A 22,533-nucleotide genomic window follows, 5' to 3' on the forward strand; every position below is an offset into this window, starting at 1 on the left:
TGGCGGGGTGACGACACCCCCCTTCGAGCCCGTGCGACCCGTCGATCTGGAGGTCGTCTCGGCCCAGCTGCAGCGCGAGGCGCGCGGCGTCGTCGGCATCGCCGCCCGGTGCGCGTGCGGCAACCCGACGGTCGTCGCCACGGCCCCGCGCCTGCCCGACGGGACGCCGTTCCCCACGTTCTACTACCTCACGCACCCGACGGCCACCGCCGAGATGTCGCGCCTCGAGGCGAATCAGCTCATGCCCGAGCTCACGGCGCTCCTGGCCGAGGACGAGGGCGTCGCCGCCGGGTACCTCCGTGCGCACGAGGCGTATCTCGCCGACCGCGCGGCGTTCGGCGAGGTGCCCGAGATCGCCGGCATCTCCGCCGGCGGCATGCCCACGCGCGTCAAGTGCCTGCACGCGCTGGCAGGTCACGCCCTCGCCGCCGGCGCCGGCGTCAACCCGATCGGCGACCTCGCTCTGGAGCGGTCGTCGTGGTCGCCCGAGCGGTGCGCCTGCGACGATCCCGGCGCGGCTGCATGAGGCGAGCGGTCGTCGCGGGGCTCATCGCGCTCCTGGCTCTGACCGGAGCGGCCGCTCCGAGCGCCGCCGCTCCGCCCGCGGTTCCGGAGGCGCCCGTCGGCACTCCGGCCGCGGTCGACACCGTTCCGGCGGAGGGCGCCGACGAGGAGACGCCGTCGCCCACGCCGACGCCCGAGCCCGAGGACCCGGTGCGCGCGGCGCAGTACTGGCTCGACCGCTACGGCGTCGAGGACGCATGGGAGACCACGCGCGGCGCGGGCACCACGATCGCCGTCATCGACACCGGCGTCGCCAAGGGCCCTGTCGAGTTCGAGGGGGCCGTGCGCGACGGAACCGACGTCTCCGGTGTCGGCTCGGCGGACGGCCGCACCCCGGTCGGCGTGCAGGACCAGGATCACGGGTCGTACGTCGCATCGCTCGCCGCCGCTCGCGGGACGGGGGAGGACACCGGGATGATCGGCGTCGCGCCCGAGGCCGACCTCCTGTCGATCTCGCTGGGGTTCGGCGCATCCGCCGCGGTGCCGTTCGACGAGCAGGTCGCCGAGGCGATGGTGTGGGCGGTCGACCACGGCGCCGACGTCATCAACCTCTCCTTCACCACCAACACGCTGGACTGGGACGAGATCTGGGACGACGCGTTCCTCTACGCCTTCGACCACGACGTCGTGGTGGTCGTCGCCGCCGGCAACCGCGCGAGCGGGACGACCGTGGTCGGCGCACCCGCGACCATCCCGGGGGTGCTCGCCGTCGGCGGCGTGGACACCCGCGGCGTGGCGTCGGTCGGCGCGTCGACGCAGGGCATCACGATCGGCGTGGCGGCACCGAGCGAGGAGCTGCTGGGCGTCTCCGCGGCGGGGGAGATCGTCGAGTGGAACGGCACGAGCGGCGCCGCGCCGATCGTCGCCGGGGTCGCGGCGCTCGTCCGCGCCGCGCACCCCGAGCTCGACGCGGCCAACGTCATCAACCGGATCATCCAGACCGCCAAGCGCCCGCTGCAGGTGGAGAAGGTGCCCGACCCGCAGTACGGCTACGGGCTCGTGGCCGCCGACGAGGCGGTGAACGCGGACGTCGAGGCGGTGAGCGAGAACCCGCTCGGCAGCCTCCCGGAGTGGATCGCCCTGCACCGCCGCGGAGAGGTCGGGCCGGACCCGGAGCCCACCGCGGGAGCCGTCGAGTTGCCGCCCATCCCGCCCGCGGACGCCCCCCGCGACGAGGCCTCGCCGTTCCTCCCCTCGGCGCAGAGCATGCGCGAGGTCACCCTGCCGCTCTTCGCACTGAGCGCCGCTGGTATCCTGGTGGTGCTCGGCGTCGTGTCTGCACTCAGGCGCGTTCGTTCGACGCGCGCGCAGCGATAGCCAGCAGGACAACAACTCAAGGAGTCTGTTACACGTGCCCAAGATTCTCATCGTCGGCGGCGGATACGCGGGGTTCTACACCGCGTGGAAGCTCGAGAAGCACCTGCGTCGTGGCGAGGCGGAGGTCGTGATGGTCGACCCGCTTCCGTACATGACGTACCTGCCCTTCCTTCCCGAGGTCGCTGCAGGCTCGATCGAGCCCCGCCACGCGGTCGTCTCGCACCGCCGCCACCTCAAGCGCACGAAGCTCGTCACCGCGAAGGTCACCAAGATCGACCACGCGAACAAGACGGCCACGATCACGCCCGAGGGCGGCGAGCCCTGGGAGTACCAGTACGACCAGATCGTCGTGACCGCCGGGTCGGTGTCGCGCACGTTCCCGATCCCCGGCATCGCCGACAACGCGATCGGCATGAAGTCGATCGAGGAGGCCGTCGCGGTCCGCGACACCCTCATCGGCAACTTCGAGAAGGCCGCCGCCCTCTCGAAGGACAACCCGCTCCGCAAGCGCCTCCTGACGACCGTCGTCGTGGGCGGCGGCTTCGCCGGCATCGAGACCTTCGCCGAACTGCGCTCGCTCGCGAACTCGCTGCTGGAGAAGTTCCCCGAGATCACCTTCGACGAGACGCACTTCCACCTCATCGAGGCCATGGGCCGCATCATGCCCGAGGTCTCCCTCGAGACGAGCGAGTGGGTGCTCAAGGACCTCGCCAAGCGCGGCGCGCACGTGCACCTCGACACGCAGGTCACGTCGGCCGTCGACGGCCGCGTCGAGGTGTCGACCGGCGAGGCGTACGAGACCGACCTCATCATCTGGACCGCCGGCGTCATGGCGAACCCGATCGTCGTCAACGGCGGCGACCTGCCCAAGGAGGCCCGCGGCCGCATCAGCGCGCAGGCCGACCTGCGCGTCGTGGACGCCGACGGCAACGTCGTCGAGGGCGCCTGGACCGCCGGCGACGTGGCGGCCGTGCCCGACCTCACCGGCGGCGGCGTCGGCGGCATGTGCGTGCCGAACGCGCAGCACGCCGTGCGTCAGGCGAAGCGCCTCGCGAAGAACCTCGTGGCGGTCATCCGCGGCGAGGCGCCCGTCGACTACGTGCACAAGAACCTCGGCGCGGTCGCGGGCCTCGGTCTGTACAACGGCGCGTTCCAGTCGGGCAAGATCGCGCTCAAGGGCTTCGTGGCCTGGGTCGCGCACCGCGGCTACCACGGCCTCGCGATGCCCTCGTGGGAGCGCAAGTGGCGCGTCATCTGGGGGTGGGTGCACAACTTCTTCCTCGGCCGCGACACCGTGCAGCTCGGCACGACGCAGACGCCCCGCGTGTTCTTCGAGACCTACGCGTCGCGCCCGAAGCCGAAGGTGGAGGAGCAGCCCGCTCCCGCCGCCGCGGAGCCGGCGGCGGTCGCGGCGAAGTAACGCCGCACACGTGCGCGAAGGCCGTCACCGATCTCGGTGGCGGCCTTCGCCATCCGCCCCCCCATAGCCCAACGGCAGAGGCAGGCGACTTAAACTCGCTTCAGTCTGGGTTCGAATCCCAGTGGGGGGACGCCGTTCCCACGGAATCCGACCGTTCGTCGCGCTCGCGACGCCCGGCTCCGAGCCCCGCCGATGCGATGAGGCCCAGAGCGAGGAAGCCCGCGGCCGTCAGCGCCGAGTATCGGGTTCCCGCGGAGAACGCCGCCGCCGCGTCGGCCACCTCGGTCTGCCCCGCGTCGTCGAAGCCGGCGATCGCGGCTCCCGCCGAGTCGACGACGGCGGCCACCACCTCGTCGCGGGCGGCGGCGGGCAGCCCCTGATCGTCGAGCGACGCGGCGAGCGTCGCACCGGTCGACGTGAACAGCACCGTGCCGAGGATGGCGACGCCGAGCGCCGACCCGACCTGGCGCGCGGTCGACTGCGTTCCCGACGCCTGGCCGGAGCGCTCGACGGGGACATCCTGCAGGACGACGCCGGTGAGCTGCGCGGTGGCGAGGCCCACGCCGAAGCCGTAGACGAACAGCGGCGGCAGGAGCCATCCCCACCCCGCATCCGGGCCCACCGCGAAGGCGATCCCGACGATGCCGACCATCTCGGCGGCGATGCCGGCGCGCACGACGACGACCGCGGGAAGGCGCCCGCTGAAGGCGCCGGCCAGGCCGCTCGCCGCGAAGGACCCGATCGCGAGCGCGAGCAGCACGAGGCCGGTGCGGAGGGCGTCGAAGCCGAGCACGAACTGCAGCCACAGCGGCAGCGAGAGGATGATCCCGAACTCGCCCAGCGAGACGACGAGGGCGACGACGTTGCCGCGCGCGAAGGTGCCGACGCGGAAGAGCGACAGGTCGAGCAGCGACGAGCGACCCGCACGGCCTCGGTGCCGACTCCAGAGCAGCAGCACGACGAGCGACACCGCGCTGACGGCGAAGGCCACCGGGATGGGGGAGAGGTCGGCCGTCCACGTGAACGACCCGAAGGAGATGTCGTCGCGCGAGCGCAGCCATCCGTAGCTGCGCCCCTCGATGAGGCCGAAGACGAGCGTTCCGAAGAGCACCACCGACAGCGCGGACCCGACGAGGTCGATGCGCGTCGACGGCTCGCGCGACTCGCGGATCGTCAGCAGCACGCCGGCGATGACGATCGCGCCGAGCGGGACGTTGATCCCGAAGGCCCAGCGCCAGGAGAAGGATGTCGTGAGCCAGCCGCCGAGGAGCGGCCCGAGCGCGGCCATCCCGCCGATCGTGGAGCCCCACACGGCGAAGGCGATGCCGCGCTCCCTGCCGCGGAACGTCGCGTTCAGGAGGGAGAGCGTGGTGGGCAGGATGAGCGCGCCGCCGATGCCCTGCACCGCGCGCGCGAGGATGAGCAGTCCGCCCGACGGCGCGAGCGCCGCGGCGACCGAGGCGACGGCGAAGAGGGCGACGCCGGCTGTCATCATCCGGCGACGCCCGAGGCGGTCCGCGAGCGCGCCGAAGAGGAGCAGCAGCGACGCGAAGGCGAGGGTGTAGACCTCCTGCACCCACTGCACCTCGGTGGACGAGATGCCGAGATCGCCGACGACCGCCGGGATGGCGACGTTGACGATCGTCGAGTCGACGACGATGAGGGACACCGCCCCGCTGATGAATCCGAGCCCCCACCAGCGCCGTGCGTCTGCTGACGGGAGCCGCGCGTGCGGCATTGATCGACACCATCGCGGCTGTCTACACTCCCGAGGGATGGCCATGTTCGCGCAGGACCCGGTGCGGCCGGCGGCGTACGCGCGGTTCGCCCGCGCGACGCCCGCCTGGTTCCGCGATGCCAAGCTCGGGATCTTCGTGCACTGGGGGCCGTACGCCGTTCCGGCGTGGGCGGAGCCCATCGGACCGCTGGGCGCCTTCGACCACGCGCACTGGATGGCGCACAACCCGTATGCCGAGTGGTACGCGAACACGATCCGCATCGTGGGCAGCCCCGCCTGGCATCACCAGCAGGACGTCCACGGCGGCGCCCCGTACGACGCCTTTCTCGACCGCTGGCGGGCGGAGCGCTTCGACGCGGACGAGGTGATGGATCTCGTGTCGAGGACGGAAGCGCGCTACGTCGTCCCCACCGCCAAGCACCACGACGGCGTGGCTCTCTGGGACGCGCCGAGGACGGGCGACCGCAACGCCGTTCGCCGCGGCCCGCACCGCGACCTCGTGGGCGCGTTCCGCGAGGCCGCGCAGCGGCACGGGGTGCGATTCGGGCTTTACTACTCCGGCGGTCTCGACTGGTGGTTCGACCGGCGCGCGCCCATCACCGGACCGGTGGACGACTCCGTGCGGCCGGTGGATCGCGCCTATGCCGACTACGCCTACGACCACGTCGTCGATCTCATCGAGCGGTACCGCCCGGAGGTGCTGTGGGGCGACATCGAGTGGCCCGACGCGGGCAAGGCCGAGGGCGGCAAGAGCCTCGTCGATCTCTTCGATCGGTTCTACGCCGCCGCACCGGACGGAGTCGTGAACGATCGGTTCGGGCTCACCCACTGGGACTTCCGCACCAGCGAGTACGAGGAGGGGCGCGTCACGCAGACGGCGGGGATGTGGGAGCACACCCGCGGCGTCGGCTTCTCCTTCGGGCACAACCGCCTCGAGGACGCCGGGCACGCGCTCGACGGGCGCGCGGCCATCCGGCACTTCGTCGACGTCGTCTCACGCGGCGGCAACCTGCTGCTCAACGTCGGCCTCACTGCGGCCGGCGAGGTGACGCCGCTGCAGCGTCGCACGCTCGAGGAGCTCGGGGCGTGGAATGCCGCGCACGGCGACGGCGTCTTCGGCTCCCGCGTGCTGGAGCCGGACCTCGCCCGGCCGTCGGATGAGCCGTGGGTGCGCTGGACGCGGCGGGATGGTCGCGCGCATGCCTTCGCGGACGCGCCGGTGGGCGCCACGGTGCCGCTGGACGTCGATCTGCGCCGGATCGACCTCGACGGGGCGGCGTGCCGGGGCGCGGAGGTCGTTCCGAGCGAGGACGGGGTCGCGGTGCGCGTGCTCGCGGCGGGACCGGTGCAGGTCGCGTTCCCGCTGCGGTGACGGGACGCGCTCGTCAGCGATCCTGGCGGGCCACCATCTCGGTGATCCAGGTGGGCGCGAACGGCGAGATGCAGCCGGGCGACGTGGGGTAGTCCCGCAGCACCCCCAGCCGTTCGCCGATCTCGAGGGCGCGCGGCCGGTGCTCCGGGTGCCGGATGCCGATCTGCGCGAGGCAGGTGTTCATCGCCCACTGCAGACGATCGGGCGCGCCGGCCATGTCCGACTCGATGAGGTCGAGCAGCGCGTCGAGGTGGACGCCGCCGGGGCCTCTGGCGACGCGCTCGCTGGTGAGGTCCCATCCCGCCGCGGCAACCACGGGGTCGGGATCGGCGAACCACCGCTCGCGCAGCGCCCCGGCATGCGCGCTCTTCTTCGCGAGATAGTTCACCAGCCAGTCCTGCACCTTGGGCGCGCGCGCCTCGCGGAGCATCGCGTCGAGCCCCGCCGCGTCGAGATCGCGCGGACGGACGACGAGGATGGCGACGAGCCGTGCCGCGGTGTCGCCCGTCTCCCAGAGCGCCCGCGACAGCGCCGGGTCGGCGCCCAGGCGCTTCGCGAGCGCGCGCAGCTTCGTGAGGTTGACCCCGTGGTCGTCGCCGTGGCGCTCGTTGACCGCGCGCATGCGCGGGTCTTCGAGGGCGGCGAGCTCGGCGAGGACCTCGGCGACGCTCGGGTTGTCCATGACGTCAGCCTAGGGTCGCCGGCGCTCGCCGCGTCAGCGAGGTCAGTTGAGCGGCGGGGTGTCCTCCGGCACCACGCCGTCGGCGTAGAGGTCCGCGGCGAGATCGCGCAGCGCGCGGAGGGCCACGCGCTGCGTGAGCGGGCCGTACGAGATGCGGGCGACGCCGAGAGCCTCGTACTCGGCGGCGGTGAGGGCGCCCGGCAGCCCGATCACGCTGACGCGTCGCACGCCGATGCCCTCGACGAGCCGACTCACGGTGTCGCGGTCGAGCGCGCCGGGCACGAAGACCAGTGCGGCGCCGGCGTCGAGGAATGCGCGACCGCGGGCGATCGCGTCGTCGATGCTCTCGGCCAGCGGACGGTCGCCCGCGCGCACGATCGCATCGGTCCGCGCGTTCAGCTGGAAGTCGACGCCCTCGGCCTCGGCTGCGCGCACGGCGGCGTGCACCCTCGCGACCGCGTCGTCGAACGGGATCAGCCGGTCTTCGATGTTCGCGCCGACGACGCCGACGCCGATCGCGCGGCGCACGGTCTCGCCGGCGTCGTCGTAGCCGGCGTCGAGGTCGGCCGAGACCGGCAGATCCACGGCCTCGACGATGCGCGCGACCGCGGCGAGGTTCACGTCTCGCGGCATCTCGCCGTCGCGATAGCCGTGCGAGGCCGCGATCGAGTGCCCGGCGGTCGCGACGGCGCGCGTTTCGGGCAGGTCGGCGATCGTGCGGGCGCTTACCGCGTCCCACGCGTTCACCACGCGGAGGATCTGGGGCGCTTCGTGCAGGGTCCTGAGGGCGTCGGCCCTGTCCTGGATGCTCATGCTCACGACGCTAGCGGCTCAGCGGCTTGGCGAGCTCCGCGAACCGGAGGTCGGCCACGCGCGGCGCGCCGAAGCGCTCGTCGCCGGAGGGGAAGGGCGACGTCGCACCCGTGGCCCGGTACCCGCGTCGCTCGTACCAGGCGACGAGGTCCGTGCGCACGGAGATGACGGTCATGCGCATCTCCGTCGCGCCCCACTCGTCGCGGGCGACGCGCTCGGCCTCGCTGAGGAGGAGCCTGCCGTATCCCCGTGCCTGCATGCGGGGGTCGACGGCGAACATGCCGAACCAGGCATGGCCATCCCGCCGGTCGATATGGCAGGTGGCGACGAAGCTGTCGTCCACGCGCAGGGTGAGGAGGCCGCCCGTCGGCGCGGCGATGAGTGCGGCGACCTCGTCCGCGCCGGTGCGGCGGCCGCCGATGAGATGGGCCTCCGTCGTCCAGCCCGCATCGGCGCCGCGATACGCCCGCTCCACGAGCGAGACGACCTCGTCGACGTCGTCGAGGCGGGCGAAGCGGAAGGCGGGGGAGTCGGTCACCGCGACATCGTATGCGGCGGCGGCTCGGTGAGCCGCGAACGGCGGTGTCTAGGATGGGGACAGACATCAAGGGGGGTTCCGTCGTGGAATGGTTGATACCCGTTCTCGTCGTCGTGGCGATCATCGTCATCGCGGCCATCTATCTCTGGGCGACGTACAACTCGCTCGTTCAGCTGAACGTCCGCGTGGATGAGGCGTGGAGCGGGATCACGGTGCAGCTCAAGCGAAGAGCAGACCTGATCCCCAACCTGATCGAGGCGGTGAAGGGGTACGCCGCGCATGAGAAGGCGGTGTTCGAGAACGTCACGAGAGCGCGCGCGGAGACGCTCGCGGCGACCGGTCCGGCCGAGGCCGGGGTGGCGGAGAACCACTTCCAGCAGGCGATCAAGAGCCTGTTCGCCGTGGCGGAGTCGTACCCGCAGCTGCAGGCGAGCCAGAACTACCTGCAGCTGCAGCACAGCCTCGTCGACACCGAGGACAAGATCCAGGCGTCGCGCCGGTTCTACAACGGCGGCGTCCGCGAGCTGAACACCAAGATCAAGGTGTTCCCCAACAACCTCTTCGCGCGGAACCTGGGCTTCGACGAGCGCGAGTTCTTCGAGGTCGACGGGGGAGCGGCGATGTCGGAGCCGCCGCGCGTGCAGTTCTGACGCGGTCGAGACGACCCGGAGGGCTCCCGCTCAGTTCACGCTGAGCAGGAGCCCTTCCTCGTCGAGCGAGACGGAGCCGTAGATGTTCCAGGAATCGGTGCGGTACGAGTAGGTGCCCTCGCTGCCGTCGTCGTGCAGCCCGGTCACGGTCGCGACGACGGCGCCGCCGGTGGCCTGGAACGTGCCCGCTTCGAGGTCGATCTCGGGCTGCGGCAGCGCGTCGGCGCGGTAGGTGATCTCGGTGGCCTCGGCGAGGTCGGCCGGCCACGGCACGGTCATGCCGCACCCGTCGAGCACCTCGGAGGAGGCGGCGAGGCACTCGTCGATGTGCGCGTCGAGCGCGTCGTCGGCCTGCGTCTGGGCGGCATCGGTGAACGCGGGATCGAGCTCGACCGAGGCCGGCTCCGCTCCGACGCGCACCCGGTCCTGCCCGTCGAGGAACTCGGCGGGCCAGGCGGACACGTCGTACGAGGCCGGAAGGAGCGACAGCTCGGCGGATCCGCCTTCGAGCGGCATGGGGGAGCCGGCGACGTCGATCCACGCGCCGCGTGTGGCCGTCATGGTCACGGGCGTGAGCGTCGGCTCCGCCACCCGCCATGCCGTGCCGTCCTTCGCGAGCGCGAACCGCAGCTCGAGCGGCTCGTCGGCCAGGACCGTCTCGACGCGCACGTCGGCCGCGTCCTCGGTCTCCGACAGCTCGACGATCTCGGCGTCGCCGAGGTGCTCAGCCGCTCCCTCGAAGGCGGTCCACGCGGATTCCGGGACCGCGTCGGGGTCTGCGAGGAGTGCGCGCACGTCGGCGGCATCACCGCCCGACAGCGCCTCGAGATACTGTTCGGCGACGCGCTCGGCGCTCGCCGGACGGCTGGTCGACCAGAACCCGATCGCGAGCATGCCGATGACGATCACGCCGACGACGGCGAGGATCGGGACCATGGGACGTTTCATGCGGCCTCCTCTTCCGCAACCCTAATCAGCCGTTGCTCGGAGAGCGCCGGGATGGCCGTGGCGCGGCGCGTCGAGCACGCGCGCGAGATCGTCGGCCGCGTCTCCCCAGTCGGACACCGAGAGCGATTCCAGCCCCTGCCAATGCGCGGCGTCGCGCAGGGCCGCCGCCGCTCGCTCCGCCACCTCGGGCGAGGCGGCGCCCGGCTCCCACCAGGCCGACTGCACGCGCAGGGTCGAGGTCGCGCGCTCGGCCTTGAGATCGGCGCGGCCGACGATGCGATCGCCGACGAGGAGCGGCAGGGAGTAGTACCCGAACCGGCGGCGCTCGGCCGGCGTGTAGATCTCGATGCGGTACGCGAAGCCGAACATCCGCTCGGCGCGCTCGCGGAACCACACCACGGGGTCGAACGGCGTCAGGACCGTGGCGCGGTCGATACGGCGCGGCAGCACCGCATCGCGGTGCCGCCAGGCCGGGACGGCCCGCCCGCCGCGCTCCCACCCTCGCACCGCGACCGGCGCCAGCTCGCCCTCCGCGACGAGCCGGTCCAGCGCGGTGTGGACGGCGCGGCGGTCGCGCAGCCGGTGGTAGTCCGCCAGGTCCGCCGCCGTGGCGACCCCCGAGGCCCGCGCCGCGCGACGCACGAGCTCGACGATCGCGTCCTCGTGGGGGAGGGAGCGGGCGAGATGCTCGGCGGGGATGACCTGCTCGGCGAGCCCGTAGCGCCGCTCGAAGCCGCTGCGCCCGGCGATGGCGACCTCGCCGAACCGCCACAGCATCTCCAGCGCCCGCTTCACGTCGTCCCAGCCCCACCACGGGCCTCGGCTCGCCGGCAGGTCCCGTTCGATCTCCGCCGGCCGCAGTGGGCCGCGCTCGGCGAGCTCCGCCCGCACCCAGCTCACCGTGTCGGTGTTCGCGGCGAACCAGCTGCCCTCGCCGCCGTGCTTGGCCCGCATCGCATCCATGCGGAACCGCCACAGCGGCCAGTCGGCCACGGGCACGAAGGTCGCCTCGTGGGCGAGGTACTCGACGAACTCCGGTCCGCGGGCCGACGGCGTCAGAACGAGGCGGTCCAGGAGACCCGTGTCGTAGGGCCCGAGCCGCGACAGCAGGGGAACGTAGTGCGAGCGCGCGAACACGTTCACGGAATCGATCTGCAGCACGTGCATGCGCGCGAGCTCGCGTCGCACGTGGCGGATGGTCGGAGCGGAGGGCCGCGCTCCGGCCAGTCCCTGCGCGGCGAGGGCCATGCGGCGCGCCTCGGCCGCGGACAGCGCATCCTTCACGCCGTTCACGCTACCGGCGGCCCCCGACATCGGGCCCGTGGCGCCCCGGGCGGGGGATTAGGATGACGAGGATGAGCGACGTCCCGCCCCGCAACGGTCGCCCTGGACTGTTCGGCCGACGTGTCCCGGAGCCGCCGCGCCCGCTCGCCCGGCCTCTCGGACCCGATCCCGTCGAGGTGCCGATCGGTCTGCGCATCGCCACCGCCTACGGATGGCGCTTCCTCATCCTCGCGGGCGTCGTCGCGGTGATCGTCTGGCTCGTCATCGAGTTCAAGCTCCTCGTCATCCCGATCTTCGTCGCGACGCTCCTCACGGCGCTCGTGTACCCCCTCTTCTCCTGGATGCTCCGGCACCGGGTCCCGCGGACCCTCGCCGTGGTCGTCAGCGTGCTCGGGACGATCGCCGTGGTGGTCGGCCTCGTGTGGCTCGTCGTCTGGCAGATCGGGGAGCAGGCGGCCGAGGTGCGCGCGCGCGCCGCGGAGTCGATTGCCGGGCTGCGCGGCTTCCTCATCGAATCCCAGTTCGTCACGCCGACGCAGCTCGACGGGATGCTCACGGACGCCATCGACCTCGTGCAGGAGCAGGCCGACTTCCTCGTCAACGGCGCGCTCGCGGTCGGCTCCACCCTCGGGCACTTCGCGACCGGGTTCCTCGTGTCGCTGTTCGTGCTGCTGTGCTTCCTCTTCGACGGCGCGGGCATCTGGCGCTGGACCGTGTGCCTCTTCCCGCGCTCGGCGCGGCCGGCGGCCGACGCGGCCGCGCGCAACGGCTGGGCCACGCTCATCAACTACGCCCGCACGCAGATCATCGTCGCGACGATCGACGCGGTCGGCATCGGCCTGGGCGCCTTCTTCCTCGGCGTGCCCCTGGCCATCCCGATCGCCGTGCTCGTGTTCCTCGGCGCGTTCGTGCCGTTCGTGGGCGCCATCGTTACCGGCGCGCTGGCCGTCGTCATCGCGCTCGTCTACAACGGCCTCTGGATCGGCGTGGCGATGCTCGCCGTGGTGCTGCTGGTGCAGCAGATCGAGAGTCACATCCTCCAGCCGCTCCTCATGGGGTCGGCCGTCAAGGTGCACCCCCTCGCCGTCGTGCTCGTCGTGGCGGGCGGGTCGATGGCCGGCGGGATCCCCGGCGCGCTCTTCGCCGTCCCCGTCGCGGCGTTCGTGAACGTCGTCGCCGTCACGCTCAGCTCCGGATCGTGGCGCACCGGCACGCTCGTGCAGGGTGACCTCATCTGGAGCACGGTGCCCAAGAACCTCCGCCGCGGGGAGAGCCCGCAGCGCAGAGAGGAACTCGAATGATGTCCGCAGACACGCACCCGGACGCCGCCTCCGCGACCTCGGCCATCCCGACCCTCGCCGAGTTCGAGAGCGCCGCGCGCTTTCTCGAGGGCGTCGTCGAGCACACGCCGACCGAGTACTCGCTGCACCTCAGCGAGGTGCTGGGCGCGCCCGTGCACCTGAAGCTCGAGAACCTCCAGCGCACCGGCTCGTTCAAGGTGCGCGGCGCCACGTACCGGCTCTCGCGCCTGACCGAGGACGAGCGGCGCCACGGCGTCGTCGCCGCCTCCGCCGGCAACCACGCGCAGGGCGTCGCCCTCGCCGCGCAGCGCCTGGGCATCCCCGCGACGATCTACATGCCGCTCGGGGTCCCGGTGCCGAAGCTCCTCGCGACGAAGGGCTACGGGGCCGAGGTCGTGCTGGACGGCGCCACGGTCGACGTCGGCCTGCGCCGCGCGGCCGAGCATGCCGCACGCACGGGCGCGGTTCTCATCCATCCGTTCGACCACCGCGACGTCATCATCGGCCAGGGCACGCTCGGGCTCGAGATCCTCGACGACGTGGCGGATGTCGACACGATCATCATGGGGATCGGCGGCGGCGGCCTCATCGCCGGAGTCGCCGCGGCGGCGAAGGCAAAGGCGGCGGCGGCGGGGCGCTCCGTGCGGATCATCGGCGTGCAGGCCGAGAACGCCGCGCCCATGCCGGTGTCCCTCGAAGCCGGGGCGCCGGTGACGATCGAGACGAAGCCGACGATCGCCGACGGCATCCTCGTCGCGCGGCCGGGCGACGTGCCCTTCGCGGTCATCCGCGAGCTCGTCGACGAGGTCGTCACCGTCAGCGAGGACGACATCGCGCGCGCGCTGCTGGTGCTCCTCGAGCGCGCCAAGGTCGTCGTCGAACCCGCGGGCGCGGTGGGCGTCGCGGCGATCCTCGCGGGCAAGGTCCGCGCTCAGGGCACCACGGTCGCGCTGCTCTCCGGGGGCAACATCGATCCGCTCCTCCTGCAGCGGGTCGTCGCGCACGGCCTCGCGGCGTCCGGGCGCTACATGAGCATCCGCATCCCGCTGCCTGACCGACCGGGCCAGCTTGCGCGCGTGTCGGAGCTGCTCGCCGAGGCCGGGGCGAACGTCATCGAGGTGCTGCACACCCGGCACGGGCAGGGCATGCAGATCAGCGAGGTCATCCTGCAGATCTCGGTGGAGACCCGCGGTGAGGAGCACAAGCTCCTCACGCTGCAGATCCTCCGCGACGCCGGCTTCCGCCCGGAGATCCTGCCGGAGTGAGCGCAGACGCGAAGAGGGCGGCGGCCGTCGGCCGTCGCCCTCTTCCTCTGTCGGCGGATCAGCCGGTGAACGTCTCGACCTTGACGACCTCGACGGGGATCTCCTTGCCGTTGGGGGCCTGGTAGCTCGTCTTCTGGCCCTCCTTGAGGCCCAGGATGGCCGAGCCCAGCGGGCTCTGCTCGCTGTAGACGTCGAGGTCGGTGCCCCCGGCGATCTCGCGGCTGCCGAGGAGGAAGCGCTCCTGGTCGCCGAAGACGACGGCGGTCACGACGGTCCCCGGCTCCACGACGCCGTTCGACTCCGGTGCGACGCCCACCTTCGCGTCCTTGAGCAGCGCCTGCAGCTGGCGGATGCGCGCCTCCTGCTTGCCCTGCTCGTCCTTGGCCGCGTGGTAGCCGCCGTTCTCGCGGAGGTCGCCCTCTTCGCGCGCCGCCTCGATGCGCTTGGCGATCTCCTCGCGACCCGTGGTCGAGAGGTGCTCGAGCTCGGCGGCGAGGCGGTCGTAGGCCTCCTGCGTCAGGAACGGGACCTGGGTGTCATCGGACACGGTCTGTCTCCTTCGTGGATGCGCGGCCGACGGGCCGGCATATGTGAAGACGCCCCGGCAGGTCACCGGGGCGTCGTAGGACTGTCCGCCGATCCTACGGAACCCAGCAGGACTTCACAATTCCCGTGGTCGCCTGCGCGACCGTCGGGATGGTCTCCGTGTGGGACTGCGTCACCCCGTCGGCGGGCGGGTACTCGACGATGCGCCATCCGACGGAGCCGAACTGCTCGTCGAGCGCCTCGAGCGCGCACGCCACCGGCTGCGCGTCGGCCGACGTGATCTGGAAGCGGACGGACACCTCGTGCTCGTCGTGCACCTCGAAGCCGAGATCGTCCACGTCGACCGAGCCGGCCGCCTGGCTCATCGTCGACCACGCGAACCACGCCACCACGACCGCGGCGATGACGACGCCCACGATCCACGCCGTCCGCCGCCCCTGGTGGGGCGTGCGCCCGTAGCGCTCGTCGAGACGCTGCTGGATCGTCACGTCGTTCCTCTCAGAGAGCGCGAACTAGGCTGGTGACTCCAGGCTAGCCGCCTTTCCCCGGCGCCCCGTCCGGCGTCGTGCACACAGAGGAGTCCATCCATGTCCGCTCTCGCAGCGCTCGCCGCCGTCACGCCGAGTCCCGAGCAGATGGTGGACCCGGACCTCGTCACGCCCGGCCCGTGGGGCTTCGTCACGATCCTCGTCCTCGTCGTGGCCGTGTTCCTGCTGGTGTTCGACATGCTGCGCCGCGTGCGCCGCGCGCGCTACCGCGAGGAGGCGAACGAGGTGCTGGACGCCGAGGAGGCGGCCGCGCGCGAGGCGGCCGAGCGGAGCGCCGCGGCCGAGCGGAGCGCCGCGGCCGAGCGGAGCGCCGCCGACGCGGATGCCGCCCGCCGGACCGATGACGAGCCCGGCGCCTCGGGTCCTACATCGGGCCGTTGAAGGCGGGGTGGGTCGCGATGATGAGCGCGGCCATCCAGTGGCACAGGAACGCCAGGACCGTGCACACGTGGAAGATCTCGTGGAACCCGAAGTGCCCGGGCCACGGGTTCGGCCGCTTGAGCGCGTAGATCACGGCGCCGGCGGAGTACAGCAGCCCGCCGACGATGACGAGCATCATCATGGCCGGATCCGCGCGGAACAGGTCGACGAGGTACATCACCGCAGCCCAGCCGAGCGCGAGGTACAGCGCCACGTAGAGCCAGCGCGGCGCGCCGATCCACAGCACGCGGAAGAGGATGCCGACGATCGCGCCGGTCCACACCACCGCGAGGAGCAGCACGCCCTTCTCCGGCGGCAGGGCGAGCACGCCGAGCGGCGTGTACGTGCCGGCGATGAGCAGCAGGATGTTCGCGTGGTCGATGCGCTTGAGCAGCAGCTTCGTGCGCGGCTGCCAGCGGAAGCGGTGGTAGACCGCGGAGTTGCCGAAGAGCAGCAGCGACGTGGCCGTGAACACGGCCGAGGCCCACTTCGCGGCGCTGCCCTCGGCGAGAGCGATGAGGACGATGCCCGCGACGAGGGCGACGGGGAACGTCGCCGCATGGATCCAGCCGCGCCACGTGGGGACGATGTCGTCGCGCGCGTCGTGCTGGGCCGCGTCCATGAGGGGGAGCTGCGGCACGCCTTCCGGGTTCTGCGCGGGCGTCTGCTCGGCCGAGTTCATGATCCGACAGTACGCGGTCATGCATGCCGCACAGGGCACCCCCTGCGCCGCGGAGTACGCTCGGAGGGTGATCAGCGAGCCGGGAGCAGGACGCGGACCGCTGTACCGTCTCTACATCTCGCGGCTGCGTCGTCAGATCGACCAGGCGAAGGTGCCGCATCACGTCGCGATGATGATCGACGGCAACAGGCGGTGGGCGCGCCAGCTCGGCTATGAGACCCCCGCGCACGGGCATCGCGCGGGAGCGGCCAAGATGCGCGAATTCCTCGAGTGGTGCGACGACATCGGGGTGCGCGTGGTGTCGCTGTACCTGCTCTCGCATGACAATCTGCGCAAGCGCGACAGCCGCGAGCTGCAGGATCTCATCGAGATCATCGCGGGCCTCGCCGGTCAGCTCTCCCGCCGCCGGGACTGGCGCGTGCAGCACGTGGGCAGACCCGACGACCTGCCGGACTTCCTGCTGTCCGCGCTGCGCGACGCCGAGGAGCGCACCGAGGACAACGGCGGGCTGCACGTGAACCTCGCCGTCGGCTACGGCGGGCGGCACGAGATCGTCGACGCCGTGCGCAGCATCATCCGCGCGCACGGCTCCGCCGGCGGCACCCTCGACGATCTCGCCGCGCATCTCACGCCCGAGCAGATCGCGGAGCACCTGTACACGGGCGGGCAGAAGGATCCCGATCTCGTGATCCGCACCAGCGGCGAGCAGCGGCTGAGCGACTTCCTCCTCTGGCAGAGCGCTCACAGCGAGTTCTACTTCCTCGAGGCGCTCGGCCCGGACCTGCGCGAGGTCGACTTCCTCCGCGCCATCCGCGACTTCGGATCGCGGGATCGCCGTTTCGGCCGCTGAGAGCCCGGTAGACAGCGCCTCTGAGAGAATGGGACGGTGACCACTCTCGAAGATCTCTCCGCCTCGTTCACGGTGGAGCCGGGCTATCTCGACTGGGCCGCGTTCGGACCGCTGTCGCCGACGGTGCGCGAGGAGGCCGGTGCCGATCTCGAACTGCTGGGGTCGGGGCGGGCCAGCGGTCACCAGTTCGTCGCCGGGCGGGCCGCGGAGGCCTGCGGAGCGATCGCCGATCTGATGCGGGTCGAGGCCGCGGAGGTCGTCCTGCAGCCGTCGACCACGCACGGGATCGCGCAGGCCGTCTACGGCGTGACCGGCGGCATCGTCGCCTCGCCGCGCGAGTTCCCCGCCATCACGATGCCCATCGCCCGCGCGACGGCGGCGCTCGGCCGGGTGGTTCCGCAGTGGATCGGCCCCGAGCATCGCTTCGTGACCGCCGAGGCGGTCGCCGATGCCGTCGACGAGTCGACGAGCGCCGTCGTGCTGAGCCTGGTCGACTTCCGCACCGGCTACCGTGCCGACCTCGCCGCCATCCGCGAGGTGATCGGCGACGACCGCCTGCTCATCGTCGACGCGACGCAGGCGTTCGGCGTCGTCGAGGCGGACTGGTCGGCCGCCGACGTGGTGGCCGGGCACGGCTACAAGTGGCTGCGCGCCGGCCGCGGCACCGGCTTCGCCTGGTACGGGCGCCGCGCGCGAGTGGCGCTGGACCCCGTGCTCTCGGGCACGACGGGCGCCGAGGGCGACGATCTGCCCTTCGACACCCTGCCCGCGCCCGCTGCGGACGCCCGGGCCTTCACGGTCTCGCGGCCCGACTACCTCGCGGCCGCGCGGCTGGCCTCCGCGGTGACCGAGGTCGCATCCGTCGGGGTGGCGCAGATCGAGGCCGCCGTCGCCGAGCGGGTCGCCCGCGTGATCGAGATCGCCGATGCGCACGGGATCGAGGTGGTCACGCCGCGCGAGCCGGAGCGGCGAGCGGGCATCGTGGCGCTCGATCCCGGCGCCGCGCACGTCGGGGCCCTCGGCGCAGCACTCGCGAACGGCGGCGTGACGGTCACGACGCGCTCGGGCCTCGTGCGGGTGTCGCCGCACGCGGGCACCGACGACGAGACTCTGCGGATGCTCGACGACGCCTGCGCGGTCTTCGTGCAGACCCGCGTGGGCTGACCGCGAAGTTCACCCGCTCTTCACGAATCGTCCGCGTGTCGGGATGGCGCGTTGTCGGACGCGGGCCGTAGCTTCTGATCATCGGGCAAGGCGCCCGGTCGAGTCGGCCGTTCAGACCGCGACTCGTGGCCCCAGGTCGACTCGTCGAATCCGGGCGGGAGCCCGGGGTCGGGAGTGTGACGTGGCCACCACCGCAGCCGTGAGCGCCGGCATCGTCGGGAGCACCGCAGAGTCGCCGTCGGGCGCGCAGGACCTGCGCACCTACGTGCTCGACACCTCCGTGCTCCTGAGCGACCCGCGCGCGTACTTCCGATTCGCCGAGCATGGGGTCGTCATCCCGGTGACGGTCATCACCGAGCTCGAGGGCAAGCGGAACGACCCGGAGATCGGGTACTTCGCGCGCGCCGCCCTTCGGCACCTGGACGAGCTCCGCGTCGAGCACGGGCGGCTGGACTTCCCGGTCCCGGTGGGAGACGGCGGCACCCTCCGCGTCGAGCTCAACAGCACCGACCCGGCCATCCTGCCCAGCGGCATGCGACTGGGCGACAACGACAGCCGCATCCTCGCCGTCGCCGCCCACCTCGCGCAGGGCGGGCAGAGCGTCACCATCGTCTCCAAAGACCTCCCGATGCGCGTGAAGGCGGCCTCGCTGGGTCTCACGGCGGAGGAGTACCTCGCCGAGCAGGCGGTCGACTCCGGATGGCCCGGGATCGTCCCGCTGCAGATCTCCGGCGACGACATGGCCGATCTCTACGAGAGCGAGGTCGCGGTGCACGACGGCGCACGCGGGCTGCCGGTGAACACCGGGCTCGTGGTGCAGTCCGAGCGCGGGTCCGCGCTCGCGCGCGTGACCGGAGAGGGCGAGCTGCGTCTCGTGCGCGGCGACCGCGAGGTGTTCGGGCTGCACGGGCGCTCCGCCGAGCAGCGCATCGCGATCGATCTGCTGCTGGACCCGACCGTCGGCATCGTCTCGCTCGGCGGCCGCGCGGGCACCGGCAAGTCCGCGCTCGCGCTGTGCGCGGGCCTGGAGGCCGTGCTCGAGCGCCAGCAGCAGAAGCGGATCATCGTCTTCCGGCCCCTGTTCGCGGTCGGCGGGCAGGAGCTCGGCTACCTGCCCGGCGACCAGACCGAGAAGATGAGCCCGTGGGGGCAGGCGGTCTTCGACACCCTCGGCTCCGTCGTGTCGCAGAACGTCCTCGACGAGGTGATGGAGCGCGGGCTGCTCGAGGTGCTGCCGCTCACGCACATCCGCGGCCGGTCGCTGCACGACGCCTTCGTGATCGTCGACGAGGCGCAGTCGCTCGAGCGCAACGTCCTCCTCACGGTGCTGAGCCGCATGGGGCTGAACTCCCGCGTGGTGCTCACGCACGATGTCGGGCAGCGCGACAACCTGCGCGTGGGCCGGCACGACGGCGTCGCGAGCGTCATCGAGTCGCTGAAGGGGCATGAGCTCTTCGGGCACGTCACGCTCACGCGCAGCGAGCGCTCGGCGATCGCGGCGCTCGTCACCGATCTGCTGGAGGGCGGCGAGCTGTCCTGACCGTCGTGTCGGCCGCCCCTGCCACACCGACCCGGCGGCTGGCAATCCCCGTGCTACATCCGCCGCTCTGCGGTGGGATGAGACGACGAACACGAGAGGCGGATCGCATGAGCACGAGCAAGAGCGACAGCAAGAGCAGGAAGGGCGGCCTGGCCGCGGCGGGCGTCGCCGGCTTCCTGCTGTCGAAGCACCCCATCGGCCGCGCCGTCACGGCCATCACCATCGCCCGCCAGGTGTGGAAGGACCCGCGCGTGCAGAAGGTGCGCCAGCGCGTCGCCAAGCAGGTGGCGAAGAAGCAGGCCAAGCGCGGATAACGATTCGCATGCGGCGGCGGGGCCTTCTGGCCCCGCCGCCGCGTCGTGTGCTTTCCTCGGATGGTCCGGCGGAGTGGCCGTCGGCAGGGAGGCAGACGAAGGAGTCGTCATGGCAGGGGGAACCACTCGAGACGCCGCTTCGCCGGCGCTTCCGGTCGCGGTGGACGAGAAGCCGCGCTGGACGCCGCTGAAGATCGCGCTGTGGGTCGTGATCGCGCTCGTCGGCGGACTCGCGTGGACGATGCTCGCCATCGTGCGCGGCGAGACGGTGAACGCGATCTGGTTCGTGTTCGCCGCGGTGTGCACGTACCTCGTGTTCTACCGCTTCTACGCGAAGTTCATCGAGCGGCGCATCGTGCGCCCGGACGACCGGCGGGCGACGCCCGCCGAGTACCGCGCCGACGGCAAGGACTTCGTCGCGACCGACCGCGTGGTGCTGTTCGGGCACCACTTCGCCGCCATCGCGGGCGCCGGCCCGCTGGTCGGCCCGGTGCTCGCCGCGCAGATGGGCTACCTCCCCGGCACGATCTGGATCATCGTGGGCGTGGTGCTCGCCGGCGCCGTGCAGGACTACCTCGTCATGTTCTTCTCCATGCGCCGCGGCGGTCGCTCGCTCGGGCAGATGGCGAAGGACGAGCTCGGGCGCTTCGGCGGCGCGGCCGCCATCCTCGCGACGCTCCTCATCATGATCATCATCACGGCCATCCTCGCCCTCATCGTCGTGAACGCCCTCGGCGAGAGTCCGTGGGGCGTCTTCTCGGTGGCCATGACCATCCCGATCGCGCTGTTCATGGGGGCGTACCTGCGGTGGATCCGTCCGGGGCGCGTCCTGGAGGTCTCGATCATCGGGTTCGTGCTGCTGCTGGCCGCCATCATCGGCGGCGGCGCGGTGTCCGCCACCGAGTGGGGGCAGCAGATCTTCCACCTCGACCGGATGACGGTCGCGGTCGCCATCATCGTCTACGGCTTCATCGCCGCGGTGCTGCCGGTGTGGATGCTGCTCGCGCCGCGCGATTACCTCTCCACGTTCATGAAGGTCGGCGTGATCGTCGCTCTCGCGGTCGCGATCGTGTTCGTGCGCCCCGAGATCGACGTGCCGGCCTTCAGCGAGTTCGCCGGCGGTGAGACGGGCCCGGTGTGGAGCGGGCCGCTCTTCCCGTTCCTCTTCGTCACCATCGCGTGCGGGGCGCTGTCGGGATTCCACGCGCTCATCTCCTCCGGCACCACCCCGAAGATGGTGGAGAAGGAGAAGCAGACGCTGTTCATCGGGTACGGCGGCATGCTCATGGAGTCGTTCGTCGCCGTCATGGCGCTCGTCGCCGCCGTCTCGATCGACCGCGGCATCTACTTCGCCATGAACTCGTCGGCCGCCGCCACGCTCGGCACCGTCGAGGGAGCCGTGGCGTGGGTGAACGGGCTCGGGCTCGCCGGCGTCGACCTCACCCCCGACGCGCTCACCAACCTCGCGCAGCTCGTGGGGGAGGAGTCGATCGTGTCGCGCACGGGCGGTGCGCCCACTCTCGCGGTCGGACTCGCGCTCATCATGGGGCAGTGGATCGGCGGCGCCGCGATGATGTCGTTCTGGTACCACTTCGCGATCATGTTCGAGGCGCTCTTCATCCTCACGGCGGTCGACGCCGGCACGCGCGTCGCGCGGTTCATGCTGCAGGACTCCATCGGCAACGTGGTGCCGCGCTTCCGCGACACGTCGTGGCGGCCGGGCGCCTGGATCTGCACGGCGATCATGGTGGCCGGATGGGGCGCGGTGCTCATCATGGGCGTCACCGACCCGCTGGGGGGCATCAACACCCTCTTCCCGCTGTTCGGCATCGCCAACCAGCTGCTGGCGGCCATCGCGCTGGCCGTGGTGCTGACGATCGTGGCGCGCCGGCGCACCTTCCGCTCGCTGTGGATCGTGGCGCTGCCGCTGGCGTTCGTCACCGTCGTGACGACCGTGGCCTCGCTGCACAAGATCTTCTCGAGCGTGCCGGCGGTGGGCTACTGGGCGCAGCACGTCGCGTTCCGCGACGCGCTCGCCGCAGGGGAGACCTCCTTCGGCACCGCGCCCACCGTCGAGGCGATGGAGGCGGTCGTCCGCAACACGGCCATCCAGGGGTCGCTGTCGATCCTCTTCCTCGTGCTCACGCTGATCGTTCTCGTCGTCGCGGTCATCCGGGTCGTCCAGGCGTTCCGGTCGACGGAGGTCATCGACCACGAGGACGAGGCGGTGCCGTCGCATCGCTTCGCCCCGGCGGGCCTCATCCCCTCGCCTGCCGAGCGCGCGCTGCAGCGGGAGTGGGCGGCGCTCCCGGAGGAGCGGCGTCCGAGGAGGGGGCACTGATGCGCGCGGTCGCGGCGGCCTGGAGCGTGGCGCGCCGGTTCCTCGAGGGGATGACCGGGCAGACGCGCTACGCGGCGTACCTCGCGCACGAGCGCGCGAGCCATCCGGACCGCACGCCGCTCGACGAGCGGGCGTTCTGGCGCGAGGTCTATCGCGCTCAGGACGCGGAACCCGGCTCGCGCTGCTGCTGAAGCCGTGCCGAAGGGGCCGGCCGGTGAGGTGATCCTCGCCGGCCG

Annotated in this window: 23 protein-coding genes and 1 tRNA gene; 15 read left to right on the forward strand and 9 right to left on the reverse strand. The window is 72.0% G+C overall.

The genetic code is table 11. The features are described 5' to 3' along the window. Positions 1-7 precede the first annotated feature (7 nt). The 4 genes from D7D94_RS01155 (at position 8) to D7D94_RS01170 (ending at position 3,431) form a co-directional block, all read left to right on the forward strand. Positions 8-526 carry a DUF501 domain-containing protein gene (locus D7D94_RS01155; RefSeq protein ID WP_156240848.1) on the forward strand — a complete coding sequence of 173 codons (519 nt, stop codon included), beginning with the start codon at positions 8-10 and terminating at the stop codon, positions 524-526. Further along, positions 523-1,881: a S8 family serine peptidase gene (locus tag D7D94_RS01160; RefSeq protein WP_156240849.1), complete on the forward strand. Its 1,359-nt coding sequence runs from the start codon at positions 523-525 to the stop codon at positions 1,879-1,881. Before D7D94_RS01155 ends, D7D94_RS01160 begins: the two co-directional genes overlap by 4 nt. A gap of 34 nt (positions 1,882-1,915) precedes the next feature. Continuing rightward, the gene (locus tag D7D94_RS01165) at positions 1,916-3,301 is read left to right on the forward strand and encodes an NAD(P)/FAD-dependent oxidoreductase (RefSeq protein WP_156240850.1); all 1,386 of its coding nucleotides are present in this window, start codon (positions 1,916-1,918) and stop codon (positions 3,299-3,301) included. 57 nt (positions 3,302-3,358) lie between these two features. After that, a tRNA-Leu gene (locus D7D94_RS01170) sits at positions 3,359-3,431 on the forward strand. On the opposite strand, the gene D7D94_RS01175 is transcribed toward D7D94_RS01170, so the two are convergent. After that, a complete protein-coding gene (locus tag D7D94_RS01175; RefSeq protein ID WP_156240851.1) occupies positions 3,402-5,039 on the reverse strand; it encodes a DHA2 family efflux MFS transporter permease subunit in 1,638 nt (545 codons plus the stop codon). The genes D7D94_RS01170 and D7D94_RS01175 overlap by 30 nt on opposite strands. 37 nt (positions 5,040-5,076) lie before the next feature. Here D7D94_RS01175 and D7D94_RS01180 point away from each other — a divergent pair, with 37 nt between their 5' ends. Next, on the forward strand, positions 5,077-6,411 hold the full coding sequence (locus D7D94_RS01180) for an alpha-L-fucosidase (protein ID WP_156240852.1): 1,335 nt from the start codon (positions 5,077-5,079) through the stop codon (positions 6,409-6,411). Positions 6,412-6,424: 13 nt separating this feature from the next. On the opposite strand, the gene D7D94_RS01185 is transcribed toward D7D94_RS01180, so the two are convergent. From D7D94_RS01185 to D7D94_RS01195, 3 genes are read right to left on the reverse strand one after another with little or no spacing between them, the layout of a single operon-like run. Beyond that, the gene (locus tag D7D94_RS01185; protein ID WP_156240853.1) at positions 6,425-7,093 is read right to left on the reverse strand and encodes a DNA alkylation repair protein; all 669 of its coding nucleotides are present in this window, start codon (positions 7,091-7,093) and stop codon (positions 6,425-6,427) included. 42 nt (positions 7,094-7,135) lie between these two features. Continuing rightward, a complete protein-coding gene (locus tag D7D94_RS01190) occupies positions 7,136-7,906 on the reverse strand; it encodes an isocitrate lyase/PEP mutase family protein (protein ID WP_156240854.1) in 771 nt (256 codons plus the stop codon). Positions 7,907-7,916: 10 nt separating this feature from the next. Next, on the reverse strand, positions 7,917-8,444 hold the full coding sequence (locus D7D94_RS01195; protein WP_156240855.1) for a GNAT family N-acetyltransferase: 528 nt from the start codon (positions 8,442-8,444) through the stop codon (positions 7,917-7,919). An 83-nt stretch (positions 8,445-8,527) separates the two neighbouring features. Between D7D94_RS01195 and D7D94_RS01200 the strand changes: the two genes are divergently transcribed. Beyond that, on the forward strand, positions 8,528-9,094 hold the full coding sequence (locus tag D7D94_RS01200; RefSeq protein ID WP_156243245.1) for a LemA family protein: 567 nt from the start codon (positions 8,528-8,530) through the stop codon (positions 9,092-9,094). Positions 9,095-9,124: 30 nt separating this feature from the next. On the opposite strand, the gene D7D94_RS01205 is transcribed toward D7D94_RS01200, so the two are convergent. Both D7D94_RS01205 and D7D94_RS01210 read right to left on the reverse strand, forming a co-directional pair. Beyond that, positions 9,125-10,042: a hypothetical protein gene (locus D7D94_RS01205; RefSeq protein ID WP_156240856.1), complete on the reverse strand. Its 918-nt coding sequence runs from the start codon at positions 10,040-10,042 to the stop codon at positions 9,125-9,127. A gap of 21 nt (positions 10,043-10,063) precedes the next feature. Beyond that, a complete protein-coding gene (locus tag D7D94_RS01210) occupies positions 10,064-11,326 on the reverse strand; it encodes a winged helix-turn-helix domain-containing protein (protein WP_156240857.1) in 1,263 nt (420 codons plus the stop codon). Between the two features lie 71 nt (positions 11,327-11,397). On the opposite strand from D7D94_RS01210, the gene D7D94_RS01215 reads away from it, so the two are divergent. Together D7D94_RS01215 and ilvA are read left to right on the forward strand one after the other, a co-directional pair. Further along, positions 11,398-12,627, forward strand: a complete 1,230-nt coding sequence (locus D7D94_RS01215; RefSeq protein ID WP_156240858.1) for an AI-2E family transporter — start codon at positions 11,398-11,400, stop codon at positions 12,625-12,627. After that, entirely contained in the window at positions 12,627-13,892 is a 1,266-nt protein-coding gene (gene ilvA, locus D7D94_RS01220) for a threonine ammonia-lyase (protein WP_156243246.1), read from the forward strand. Before D7D94_RS01215 ends, ilvA begins: the two co-directional genes overlap by 1 nt. Before the next feature lie 58 nt (positions 13,893-13,950). On the opposite strand, the gene greA is transcribed toward ilvA, so the two are convergent. Both greA and D7D94_RS01230 read right to left on the reverse strand, forming a co-directional pair. Beyond that, entirely contained in the window at positions 13,951-14,439 is a 489-nt protein-coding gene (greA, locus tag D7D94_RS01225) for a transcription elongation factor GreA (protein ID WP_156240859.1), read from the reverse strand. A gap of 94 nt (positions 14,440-14,533) precedes the next feature. Further along, positions 14,534-14,926: a DUF4307 domain-containing protein gene (locus tag D7D94_RS01230; RefSeq protein WP_156240860.1), complete on the reverse strand. Its 393-nt coding sequence runs from the start codon at positions 14,924-14,926 to the stop codon at positions 14,534-14,536. Positions 14,927-15,025: 99 nt separating this feature from the next. Between D7D94_RS01230 and D7D94_RS01235 the strand changes: the two genes are divergently transcribed. Continuing rightward, positions 15,026-15,367, forward strand: coding sequence for a hypothetical protein (locus D7D94_RS01235; protein WP_173024215.1), 342 nt, complete (start codon positions 15,026-15,028; stop codon positions 15,365-15,367). Here D7D94_RS01235 and trhA read toward each other — a convergent pair. Continuing rightward, positions 15,351-16,088, reverse strand: coding sequence for a PAQR family membrane homeostasis protein TrhA (trhA, locus tag D7D94_RS01240; RefSeq protein ID WP_246171828.1), 738 nt, complete (start codon positions 16,086-16,088; stop codon positions 15,351-15,353). The two genes, D7D94_RS01235 and trhA, sit on opposite strands and share 17 nt — an antisense overlap. A 67-nt stretch (positions 16,089-16,155) precedes the next feature. Between trhA and D7D94_RS01245 the strand changes: the two genes are divergently transcribed. From D7D94_RS01245 to D7D94_RS01270, 6 genes are all read left to right on the forward strand, one after another. Then, positions 16,156-16,938 carry an isoprenyl transferase gene (locus D7D94_RS01245; RefSeq protein ID WP_246171829.1) on the forward strand — a complete coding sequence of 261 codons (783 nt, stop codon included), beginning with the start codon at positions 16,156-16,158 and terminating at the stop codon, positions 16,936-16,938. A 36-nt stretch (positions 16,939-16,974) separates the two neighbouring features. Then, complete coding sequence (locus D7D94_RS01250; protein WP_156240861.1) at positions 16,975-18,102, forward strand: aminotransferase class V-fold PLP-dependent enzyme; 1,128 nt, start codon at positions 16,975-16,977, stop codon at positions 18,100-18,102. Positions 18,103-18,301: 199 nt separating this feature from the next. Next, positions 18,302-19,642, forward strand: coding sequence for an RNA 5'-3' helicase PhoH2 (gene phoH2 / locus D7D94_RS01255; RefSeq protein ID WP_173024349.1), 1,341 nt, complete (start codon positions 18,302-18,304; stop codon positions 19,640-19,642). Between the two features lie 107 nt (positions 19,643-19,749). Then, the gene (locus D7D94_RS01260) at positions 19,750-19,956 is read left to right on the forward strand and encodes a hypothetical protein (RefSeq protein ID WP_156240862.1); all 207 of its coding nucleotides are present in this window, start codon (positions 19,750-19,752) and stop codon (positions 19,954-19,956) included. A 109-nt stretch (positions 19,957-20,065) separates the two neighbouring features. After that, complete coding sequence (locus tag D7D94_RS01265; protein WP_156240863.1) at positions 20,066-22,297, forward strand: carbon starvation CstA family protein; 2,232 nt, start codon at positions 20,066-20,068, stop codon at positions 22,295-22,297. Beyond that, entirely contained in the window at positions 22,297-22,488 is a 192-nt protein-coding gene (locus D7D94_RS01270) for a YbdD/YjiX family protein (protein ID WP_156240864.1), read from the forward strand. The genes D7D94_RS01265 and D7D94_RS01270 overlap by 1 nt, the downstream gene beginning before the upstream one ends. Positions 22,489-22,533: the final 45 nt, after the last annotated feature.

The organism is Microbacterium oryzae (assembly GCF_009735645.1).
Taxonomy (GTDB): Bacteria; Actinomycetota; Actinomycetes; order Actinomycetales; family Microbacteriaceae; genus Microbacterium; species Microbacterium oryzae.

Bases quoted from the DNA above. Each gene is read 5' to 3' on its own strand.
- D7D94_RS01160 (WP_156240849.1), top strand. From the start codon at position 523: ATGAGGCGAGCGGTCGTCGCGGGGCTCATCGCGCTCCTGGCTCTGACC.
- D7D94_RS01175 (WP_156240851.1), bottom strand. From the start codon at position 5,039: ATGCCGCACGCGCGGCTCCCGTCAGCAGACGCACGGCGCTGGTGGGGG.
- D7D94_RS01180 (WP_156240852.1), top strand. From the start codon at position 5,077: ATGGCCATGTTCGCGCAGGACCCGGTGCGGCCGGCGGCGTACGCGCGG.
- D7D94_RS01185 (WP_156240853.1), bottom strand. From the start codon at position 7,093: ATGGACAACCCGAGCGTCGCCGAGGTCCTCGCCGAGCTCGCCGCCCTC.
- D7D94_RS01190 (WP_156240854.1), bottom strand. From the start codon at position 7,906: ATGAGCATCCAGGACAGGGCCGACGCCCTCAGGACCCTGCACGAAGCG.
- D7D94_RS01205 (WP_156240856.1), bottom strand. From the start codon at position 10,042: ATGAAACGTCCCATGGTCCCGATCCTCGCCGTCGTCGGCGTGATCGTC.
- D7D94_RS01215 (WP_156240858.1), top strand. From the start codon at position 11,398: ATGAGCGACGTCCCGCCCCGCAACGGTCGCCCTGGACTGTTCGGCCGA.
- ilvA (WP_156243246.1), top strand. From the start codon at position 12,627: ATGTCCGCAGACACGCACCCGGACGCCGCCTCCGCGACCTCGGCCATC.
- D7D94_RS01235 (WP_173024215.1), top strand. From the start codon at position 15,026: ATGTCCGCTCTCGCAGCGCTCGCCGCCGTCACGCCGAGTCCCGAGCAG.
- trhA (WP_246171828.1), bottom strand. From the start codon at position 16,088: ATGAACTCGGCCGAGCAGACGCCCGCGCAGAACCCGGAAGGCGTGCCG.
- D7D94_RS01260 (WP_156240862.1), top strand. From the start codon at position 19,750: ATGAGCACGAGCAAGAGCGACAGCAAGAGCAGGAAGGGCGGCCTGGCC.
- D7D94_RS01265 (WP_156240863.1), top strand. From the start codon at position 20,066: ATGGCAGGGGGAACCACTCGAGACGCCGCTTCGCCGGCGCTTCCGGTC.
- D7D94_RS01270 (WP_156240864.1), top strand. From the start codon at position 22,297: ATGCGCGCGGTCGCGGCGGCCTGGAGCGTGGCGCGCCGGTTCCTCGAG.